Source organism: Streptomyces sp. URMC 126 (genome assembly GCF_051386555.1).
GTDB lineage: Bacteria > Actinomycetota > Actinomycetes > Streptomycetales > Streptomycetaceae > Streptomyces.
The window spans coordinates 1-7,715 of record NZ_JBPQTX010000327.1 but is presented as its reverse complement, the minus strand read 5'-3'; the positions used below and the strand labels follow the sequence as shown (position 1 = coordinate 7,715).

Annotated in this window: 9 protein-coding genes and 1 riboswitch; of the genes, 4 read left to right on the top strand and 5 right to left on the bottom strand. The window is 75.5% G+C overall.

Going from position 1 to position 7,715, the window contains the following annotated elements:
- From ACSNOK_RS28060 to thiO, 4 genes are all read right to left on the bottom strand, one after another.
- The coding region (locus ACSNOK_RS28060; RefSeq protein WP_436783588.1) for a protein kinase domain-containing protein at window positions 1-1,029 on the bottom strand (1,029 nt) is incomplete at its 3' end.
- 243 nt (window positions 1,030-1,272) lie between these two features.
- Window positions 1,273-2,076 carry a thiazole synthase gene (locus ACSNOK_RS28055; RefSeq protein ID WP_436783587.1) on the bottom strand — a complete coding sequence of 268 codons (804 nt, stop codon included), beginning with the start codon at window positions 2,074-2,076 and terminating at the stop codon, window positions 1,273-1,275.
- A 1-nt stretch (window position 2,077) separates the two neighbouring features.
- On the bottom strand, window positions 2,078-2,323 hold the full coding sequence (thiS, locus tag ACSNOK_RS28050; protein WP_436783586.1) for a sulfur carrier protein ThiS: 246 nt from the start codon (window positions 2,321-2,323) through the stop codon (window positions 2,078-2,080).
- Window positions 2,320-3,525 carry a glycine oxidase ThiO gene (thiO, locus tag ACSNOK_RS28045; RefSeq protein WP_436783585.1) on the bottom strand — a complete coding sequence of 402 codons (1,206 nt, stop codon included), beginning with the start codon at window positions 3,523-3,525 and terminating at the stop codon, window positions 2,320-2,322. The genes thiS and thiO overlap by 4 nt, the downstream gene beginning before the upstream one ends.
- Window positions 3,523-3,635, bottom strand: a riboswitch (TPP riboswitch). Its footprint overlaps the gene before it by 3 nt.
- 127 nt (window positions 3,636-3,762) lie before the next feature.
- Here thiO and ACSNOK_RS28040 point away from each other — a divergent pair.
- The 4 genes from ACSNOK_RS28040 to ACSNOK_RS28025 all read left to right on the top strand — a co-directional run bounded on the left by ACSNOK_RS28040 (window position 3,763) and on the right by ACSNOK_RS28025 (window position 6,892).
- Window positions 3,763-5,025 carry an NAD(P)/FAD-dependent oxidoreductase gene (locus ACSNOK_RS28040; RefSeq protein ID WP_436783584.1) on the top strand — a complete coding sequence of 421 codons (1,263 nt, stop codon included), beginning with the start codon at window positions 3,763-3,765 and terminating at the stop codon, window positions 5,023-5,025.
- A 160-nt stretch (window positions 5,026-5,185) separates the two neighbouring features.
- A complete protein-coding gene (locus ACSNOK_RS28035; protein ID WP_436783583.1) occupies window positions 5,186-5,551 on the top strand; it encodes an Rv2175c family DNA-binding protein in 366 nt (121 codons plus the stop codon).
- Window positions 5,552-5,630: 79 nt separating this feature from the next.
- Entirely contained in the window at window positions 5,631-6,308 is a 678-nt protein-coding gene (gene thiE, locus ACSNOK_RS28030; RefSeq protein ID WP_436783582.1) for a thiamine phosphate synthase, read from the top strand.
- Between the two features lie 86 nt (window positions 6,309-6,394).
- Window positions 6,395-6,892, top strand: a complete 498-nt coding sequence (locus tag ACSNOK_RS28025; protein WP_436783581.1) for a hypothetical protein — start codon at window positions 6,395-6,397, stop codon at window positions 6,890-6,892.
- Window positions 6,893-6,899: 7 nt separating this feature from the next.
- Here the strand turns inward: ACSNOK_RS28025 and ACSNOK_RS28020 are convergent.
- Window positions 6,900-7,715: ABC transporter ATP-binding protein (locus ACSNOK_RS28020; RefSeq protein WP_436783580.1), on the bottom strand; the 816-nt coding region annotated here is incomplete at its 5' end.

Below are 7,715 nucleotides of genomic sequence, written 5' to 3'. Positions count from 1 at the left end.
GGCCGGCAGGGGCTCGGGCGGGCCGTCGATGCGGGCCGTCATGTCCATCGGATCCGGCGCGGGGGCCTCCGCCGGGGGCAGCGGCTGCGCGGTGACCGGGCGCGGCAGGACGCTCGTCGGGTCCTCGTCGCCGGCCGCGACCCGCTCCCCGGCCAGCGGGGGCCGGGCGTCCAGCTGCTCGCGGGTCAGCGTCGCGCGGGCGGCCCGGACCAGGCCGAGCATGCCGACGGCGTCCGACGGGCGCAGTTCGGGGTCGCGGGCGGTGGCCACCGTCACCAGGTCGTCGAGCTCCGGGGCCAGGCCCGGGACCTCGTGCGACGGCGGCGGCACGTCCCGGTGCAGGTGCTGGTAGAGAACCTGGGCGGGGCTGGCGCCGCTGTGCGGCTTGACGCCGGTGAGCATCTCGTAGAGGACGACGCCGCAGGCGTAGACGTCGGTGCGGGTGTCCGCCGTGCCGTGCTCGATCTGCTCGGGAGCCAGGTAGGAGACGGTGCCCAGGATGGAGCCGGTGTTGGTGGCGCTGCTGGTGCCCACGGTGCGCGCCAGGCCGAAGTCGGCGACCTTGACCCGGCCGTCGTCGCCGATCAGTACGTTCTCCGGCTTCATGTCGCGGTGCACCAGGCCCGCGCGGTGGGCGGCGCCCAGCGCGGCCAGCACCGGCTCCGCGATGTCCAGCGCCGCCCTCGGCTGGAGCGCGCCCCGCTCGCGCAGCACGTCCCGCAGGGTGCAGCCGGCCACGTACTCCATCGCGAGGTAGACGTACCCCCGGTCCGTCCCCTGGTCGTAGACGCCCACCACGTTCGGGTGGTCCAGGCGGGCCGCGGACTTCGCCTCCCGGATGAAGCGCTCGACGAAGACCTTGTCCGCGGCCAGGGCCGGATGCATCACCTTGACGGCGACCACCCGGTCGAGCCGGCTGTCCAGGGCCCGGTACACCGTGGCCATGCCGCCCGCGGCCACCCGCGCCTGAATGCGGTAGCGGCCGTCGAGCAGCTGGTCGACGAGGGGGTCCGGCAGGGTCGTATCCACGGTTGACGAGTCTACGAGTGATCGGCGGCGAGCTGTGCGTTCGTGGGGCCGTCCGGAGCTACGGGTGCGAAACGGTGACGTTGGGGTTGCCCCTGGCCCGCCCCTTCGCCGTTTCCTGGGGGCGAGCCCCCAGGCCCCCCGAAACCGCGCTCCGCGCGGTTGTCCTCAAACGCCGGACGGGCTGATACAGCCCGTCCGGCGTTTGAGGACAGCGCCCGGAGGGCGCTTCGGGGGTCTGGGCCCCTAGCGCGCGCTGAACGCCGGGCGTTCCGGGTCCAGGGCGGCCAGGCCCTCGCGGGGCGACGACGCCTCCGCGAAGTGGCGGCGCGGGATGCGCCCCGCCCGGTGCGCCAACCGCCCCGCCTCGACCGCGTGGCGCATGGCCTCCGCCATGAGGACCGGCTCCTGAGCCCGGGTCACGGCGGAGGCGAGCATCACGGCGGCGCAGCCGAGCTCCATGGCGAGCGCGGCGTCGGACGCAGTGCCCGCGCCCGCGTCCAGGATCACCGGGACCTTCGCCCGCTCGGTGATCAGCTGGAAGTTGTGCGGGTTGCGGATGCCGAGGCCGGAGCCGATGGGCGAGCCGAGGGGCATGATCGCGGCGCAGCCGGCGTCCTCCAGGCGGCGGGCCAGGACGGGGTCGTCGTTGGTGTAGGGGAGGACGGTGAAGCCGTCGTCGACGAGGATCTCGGCCGCGTCGAGCAGCTCGATGGGGTCGGGCAGCAGGGTGCGCTCGTCCGCGATGACCTCCAGCTTCACCCAGTCGGTGCCGAGCGCCTCGCGGGCCAGCCGGGCGGTGAGGACGGCCTCGCCGGCGGTGAAGCAGCCGGCCGTGTTGGGGAGCACCCGGATGCCGTGCCGGTCGAGCACGGAGAGGACCGAGCCGCGGACCGCCGGGTCGAGGCGGCGCATCGCGACGGTGGTCAGCTCGGTGCCGGAGGCGAGCAGGGCCCGTTCCATCACCTCCAGGCTGGGGGCGCCGCCGGTCCCCATGATCAGGCGGGAGGTGAAGGTGGTGCCGGCGATGGTGAGCACGTCGTCCGCCATGTCAGCCTCCCTGGACCGCGGTGAGGACCTCGACCCGGTCGCCGTCGCGCAGGGGCGTGTCCGCCCAGTCGCCGCGCGGGACGACGGTCTCGTTGACGGCGGCGGCGACGCCGCCCGGGGAGGCGGTGCCGGTGAGGCCGGCGACGAGCGCGGCGAGGGTGGTCCCGGGCTGGACGGCGCGCCGCTCGCCGTTGACGTGGACGGTGTGGACGTCGGAAGGGGTGCGGGGCGTTTCCGTGCCGGTCATGCGGTGGGCTCCTGAGCGAGGGAGGACGGGCGGGGGCCGGCCGGCGCGGCGAACCGGCGGGGGGAGAAGGGCCGGGCCTCCTCGGGCAGCCGCCCGGTGGCGAGGACCTCGGCCATGACGTCGCCGGTGAGCGGGGTCAGCAGGACGCCGTTACGGTAATGGCCGGTGGCCAGGTGGAGGCCGGGGAGCTCGGTCGGGCCGAGCAGGGGCGCGTTGTCGGGGGAGCCGGGGCGCAGCCCGGCCGAGGTCTCGGCGAGCGGCAGCTCGGTGAGGCCGGGCACCAGCTCGTGGGCGTCGCGCAGCAGCTCGTAGACGCCGCCGGCGGTGACGGTGGTGTCCCAGCCGAGTTCCTCGCTGGTCGCGCCGATGACCAGCTCGCCGTTCTCGCGGGGGACCAGGTAGACGTGTCCGCCGCGGACGACCGCCCGGACGGTGCGGGAGAGGAACGGCCGGTACGCCTCGGGGACGCGCAGCCGCAGCGTCTGGCCCTTGACCGGGCGGACCGGGGGCACCACCGCGGCGGGCAGCCCGGCGATCCGGCCGCTGTGGCTGCCGGCCGCCAGCACGGTCTGGCCGGCGGTGATCCGCTCGCCGTCGGCGAGTTCGGCGCCCGCGGCCCGGTCGCCGTCCAGCAGCACCCGCGCCGCCGCGGCCCGGTGGAAGGCCACCCCGGCGCGTTCGCAGGCGGTCAGCAGGGCGGCGGCCAGCCGCCGGGGGTCGGTCTGGTGGTCGCCGTCCACCCGCAGGCCGCCCTGGACTCCGGGGGCGAGCATCGGTTCCAGGCGGCGGCACTCGCGGCCGGTCAGCCACTGTGCGTCGAGCCCGCAGCGCTGCTGGAACGCGCCGAGTTCGCGCAGGTGGGCGCGGTCGTCGGCGTCGAGGGCGACGGAGAGGGTGCCGCAGGCGCGGTAGCCGGTGTCCCGGCCGCTCGCCTCCTCCAGCTCCGCCGTGAAGGCGGGGTAGCGGCGGGCCGAGGCCAGGTTGAGGGCGAGCAGCGCCTGCTCGCCGTAGTGCAGTTCGGTGACGGCGGCCAGCATTCCGGCCGCCACCAGGGCGGCCCCGCCGCCGGGCGCCGGGTCGGCGACGGCGGTCCGCAGGCCGCGCTGGGCGGTCCGCCAGGCGGTCACCAGGCCGATGATCCCGCCGCCGATCACCAGGACGTCGTACGTGCCCGGAGGCCCTGTGCGAGAAGACGCGTGCATGGGCGTCCAGCCCCTCCCTTCGCCGGCATGACCCGGATCAGGTTCGTACGGTCGGAGGCCGTCCAGCCTCCCTCTCAGCCCGGTCCGTCCGGGCTCCCGCGAGTGCTTGTGCACCGGCCACCCTAGTACGGGCCGGGAACGCGGCGGAAGGCGGCGCGGTGCCGCCGTGGACGCTGTGTCGGAGGTCTCCCCACCCGGTGCTCCGGATGCGGACGGCCGTCCGCCTACAGTGATCGGGTGAGTGAGCAGACGAACACCCGCAGTGGTACGGCCCCCGAGACGGCGACGGAGGGCGCGGCGCGGCGGCGCGTGGTCGTCGCCGGCGCCGGCATGGCCGGTGTGCAGACCGCCGTCGCCCTCCGCGAACAGGGCTGGGAGGGCACGATCACCCTGCTGGGCGCCGAGCCCCACCCGCCCTACGACCGGCCGCCGCTGTCCAAGGCGGTGCTGCTCGGCAAGGCCGACGGGTCCGCCTTCGAGGTCGACTTCGCCTCGCTGGACATCGAGCTGGAACTCGGCCTGGACGTCACCGGGTTGCGGCCCGCCGACCACGAGGTGGACACGGCGCGCGGCCCGGTCCCGTACGACGTCCTGGTGGTGGCCACCGGCGCCGAGCCGGTCCGGCTGCCCGGCGCCGAGGACCTGCCCGGGGTGCACCTGCTGCGCACCCTGGACGACGCGGAGCGGCTGCGTCCGCTGCTGGAGCGCAAGGGCGACGTGGTCGCCGTCGGCGCGGGCTGGATCGGCGCCGAGTTCGCCACCGCCGCCCGCGAGGCCGGCTGCCGGGTGACCGTCGTCGAGGCCGCCGACCGGCCGCTGGCCGGCGCGCTGCCCGCCGAGGTCGCCGCGCACATGGCCGACTGGTACGCGCAGAGCGGCGCCCGGCTGCTCACCGGTGCCCGCGTCGCCGCCCTGGAGCCGGGCGCGGTGCTGCTCGCCGACGGCACCCGGCTGACCGCCGACGCCGTCGTCGTGGGCATCGGCGCCCGCCCGGCCACCGGCTGGCTCGCCGGCTCGGGCGTCGAGCTCGCGGCGGACCGTTCCGTCGTCACCGACGAACGGCTGCGGACGTCCGTCCCGGACGTGTACGCGGTCGGGGACTGCGCCTCCTTCCCCTCCGCGCGGTACGGCGAGCGGCTCCTCGTCCACCACTGGGACAACGCCCTGCAGGGGCCGAAGGCCGTCGCGGCGAACATCGTGCACGGGCCGGCCGAGGGGCCGGTCTACGACCCGGTGCCCTACTTCTGGTCCGAGCAGTTCGGGCGGTTCGTGCAGTACGCGGGGCATCATGCGGCGGCCGACGAGATGGTGTGGCGGGGGGATCCGGCGGGGGCCGCGTGGACGGTGTGCTGGTTGCGGGGCGGGGTGCTCGTCGCGGTGCTGGCGGTGGGGAGGCCGCGGGATCTGGCGCAGGGGCGGAAGCTCATCGAGAAGGGGGCGGTGGTGGAGCGGGGGCTGGTGGCGGATCCGGCGGTGCCGCTGAAGTCGGCGGTGGGGTGAGGTGCCCCGGTCCCTCCCTTTCGCCGTTTCCCGGGGGCAAGCCCCCCGGACCCCCTGAAACCGCGCTCCGCGCGGTTGTCCTCAAACGCCGGACGGGCTGAAGTGCCCGCCCGGGTGTCCCCGGGTACCGGCCGCCCCCGGCGGATGGCAGGCTTGTCCCGTGACCGAGATTGACACGAAGATCGACGCCCTCGTCTCCGAGTGGCTCACCCTCCCCGACATCGCCGAGATGCTCGACGTGGAGGTGACGCGTGTACGGCAGCTGGTGAAGGAGGGCCAGCTGATCGCCGTGCGCCGCGGTGAGAACCGGGCGCTCCAGGTGCCCGCCGCCTTCATCGGCGAGGGCAAGGTGGTGAAGGGCCTGGCCGGGACCCTGACCCTGCTCAAGGACGACGGGTTCACCGACGAGGAGATGCTGGAGTGGCTGTTCACTCCCGACCCCAGCCTGCCGGGCACGCCCGCGCAGGCGCTGCGGGAGAATCGCGGCACGGAGGTGAAGCGGCGCGCCCAGGCGCTCGCCGTCTGACCGTTCCGCAGTGAACCGCCCGCGGTGCGCGGGCGGGCCCGTCCCGTCCGCGCACCGCCGATCCCGGGGGGAACCCACGATGTCCGCCACCGCCCGTACGCTTCCGCACGCCCCGACGGCCCGGGAGGCCCTCGCGGGCGCCCGCCTGTACCTGTGCACCGACGCCCGCAAGCGCCAGGGCGACCTGCCGGAGTTCCTGGACGCCGTCCTCGCCGGCGGCGTGGACATCGTGCAGCTCCGCGACAAGGGCATGGAGGCCGGCGAGGAGCTGGAGCACCTGGCCGTCCTGGCCGACGCCGCCCGCCGGCACGGCCGGCTGGTCGCGGTGAACGACCGCGCCGACGTCGCCCACGCGATCCGCTCCGACGTCCTGCACCTGGGCCAGGGCGACCTCCCCGTGCCCGCCGCGCGCGCGATCCTCGGCGACGACGTCCTGATCGGCCGTTCCACGCACAGCGAGGCCGAGGCCGAGGCCGCGATGGCCGAGCCGGGCGTGGACTACTTCTGCACCGGCCCCTGCTGGCCCACCCCCACCAAGCCCGGCCGCCCCGCGCCCGGCCTGTCCCTGGTGCGGCACACCGCCGCGCTGCGGCCCGAGCGGCCCTGGTTCGCGATCGGCGGCATCGACGAGGGCAACCTCGACCAGGTCATGGACGCCGGCGCCCGGCGCGTCGTCGTCGTCCGCGCGCTGACCCAGGCCGACGACCCCGGTGACGCCGCGGCGCGGCTGGCGCGCCGGATCCGCGAGCGCGACTGACGGCCGGCCGCCGCCGCCTCCGGTAGGTTGTCGTGTCCGCGCCCGATCATGGACGCGGACCCGAACACGACGAACGGAGACGGTCGGTGCGCAAGGCGGCACAGATCACGGGGGCGGCTCTTCTGGCCGCTGTGCTGATGACGGGTTGTTCCAGCGGGAGCGACGACAAGGACGACAAGAAGGCCGACGCCAAGCAGGACCAGGCGTCCGGGCAGTCCGCCGCCCCCGTCCAGGGCAGTGGCCCGGCAAAGAGCGGGGGGTCCGAGGGCAAGCCGGCCGCCGGCTCCCCCGAGGGCGTCTACGTGGCGCAGTCCGCCGAGGGGCCGATGGCCCTGAGCTTCGGCGGCGGGCACGCGGCCCTGGTGTCGGACGGCGGCAAGCGCACCTGCACCGGCCCGGTCAGGGGCAAGTCGTTCACGCTCACCTGCACGGACGGCAGCGACAAGCGCACCATGGGCCTCATCGAGAAGTCGGACGCCACCTCCCTGGTCGTCTTCTGGGAGGGCGGGCCGAAGGAGACCTTCACGCGGCAGAGCGGTGACAGCGGCATGAAGGTGCCCGGCCTGCCGAAGCTCGGCGGCTGACCCCGCCTCAGCCCGTCCGCAGCATCTGTGCCGCCGCCAGTTCGCGGTAGGCGGCACAGCCGGACAGCAACTCCTCGTGCCGGCCCGCGGCGACGTCCCGGCCCTCGTCCAGGACGACGATGCGGTCGGCGTTCTGGACCGTGGACAGCCGGTGGGCGATCACCAGGAGCGCGCACTCCTCGGTGATCTCGCGCATCACCCGCCCCAGGGCCAGCTCGTTGACCGCGTCGAGCTGCGACGTGGGCTCGTCCAGCAGCAACAGCGCGGGGCGGGTGAGCAGGGCCCGGGCGAGCGCCACCCGCTGCCGCTCGCCGCCCGACAGGGTGGCGCCCCGCTCCCCGACGGGACCGTCCAGCCCGCCCGGCAGCCGGTCCACCACCTCGGCCAGCCGCGCGAGTTCGACCACCCGGCGCACTTCGGAGCGGCTCGCCCACGGCGCCGCGTAGGTGATGTTGTCCCACAGCGAGCCGTGGACGATGTGGGTGTTCTGGTCGACGACGGCGATCCGGGCCCGGCACTCCGCGCGGGTCATCCGGGCGGCCGGACGGCCGTCGAACAGCAGCCGGCCGGCGTCCGGTTCGTAGAAGCGGGCGGCCAGGGCGAAGACCGTGCTCTTCCCCGCGCCCGACCGGCCCACCAGCGCCACCTGCCGGTGCGGCGGTACCTCCAGCGAGACGCCGCGCAGCACCGGCCGGCCGGGGCGGTAGCCGAACTCGACGTCCTCCAGGGCCAGGACGGGCGGGGCGGGGGGCGCCGCGGCGGCTGCTTCGGCGGGCGCCCGCAGGCCGCCTACGCCTACGGGTTCAATTTCCCGGCCCTCAAC

What these genes read in the sequence shown, in the direction of transcription:
- thiS (WP_436783586.1), bottom strand. Translation starts at nt 2,323, where the DNA reads ATGACCGGCACGGAAACGCCCCGCACCCCTTCCGACGTCCACACCGTC.
- thiO (WP_436783585.1), bottom strand. Translation starts at nt 3,525, where the DNA reads ATGCACGCGTCTTCTCGCACAGGGCCTCCGGGCACGTACGACGTCCTG.
- ACSNOK_RS28055 (WP_436783587.1), bottom strand. Translation starts at nt 2,076, where the DNA reads ATGGCGGACGACGTGCTCACCATCGCCGGCACCACCTTCACCTCCCGC.
- thiE (WP_436783582.1), top strand. Translation starts at nt 5,631, where the DNA reads ATGTCCGCCACCGCCCGTACGCTTCCGCACGCCCCGACGGCCCGGGAG.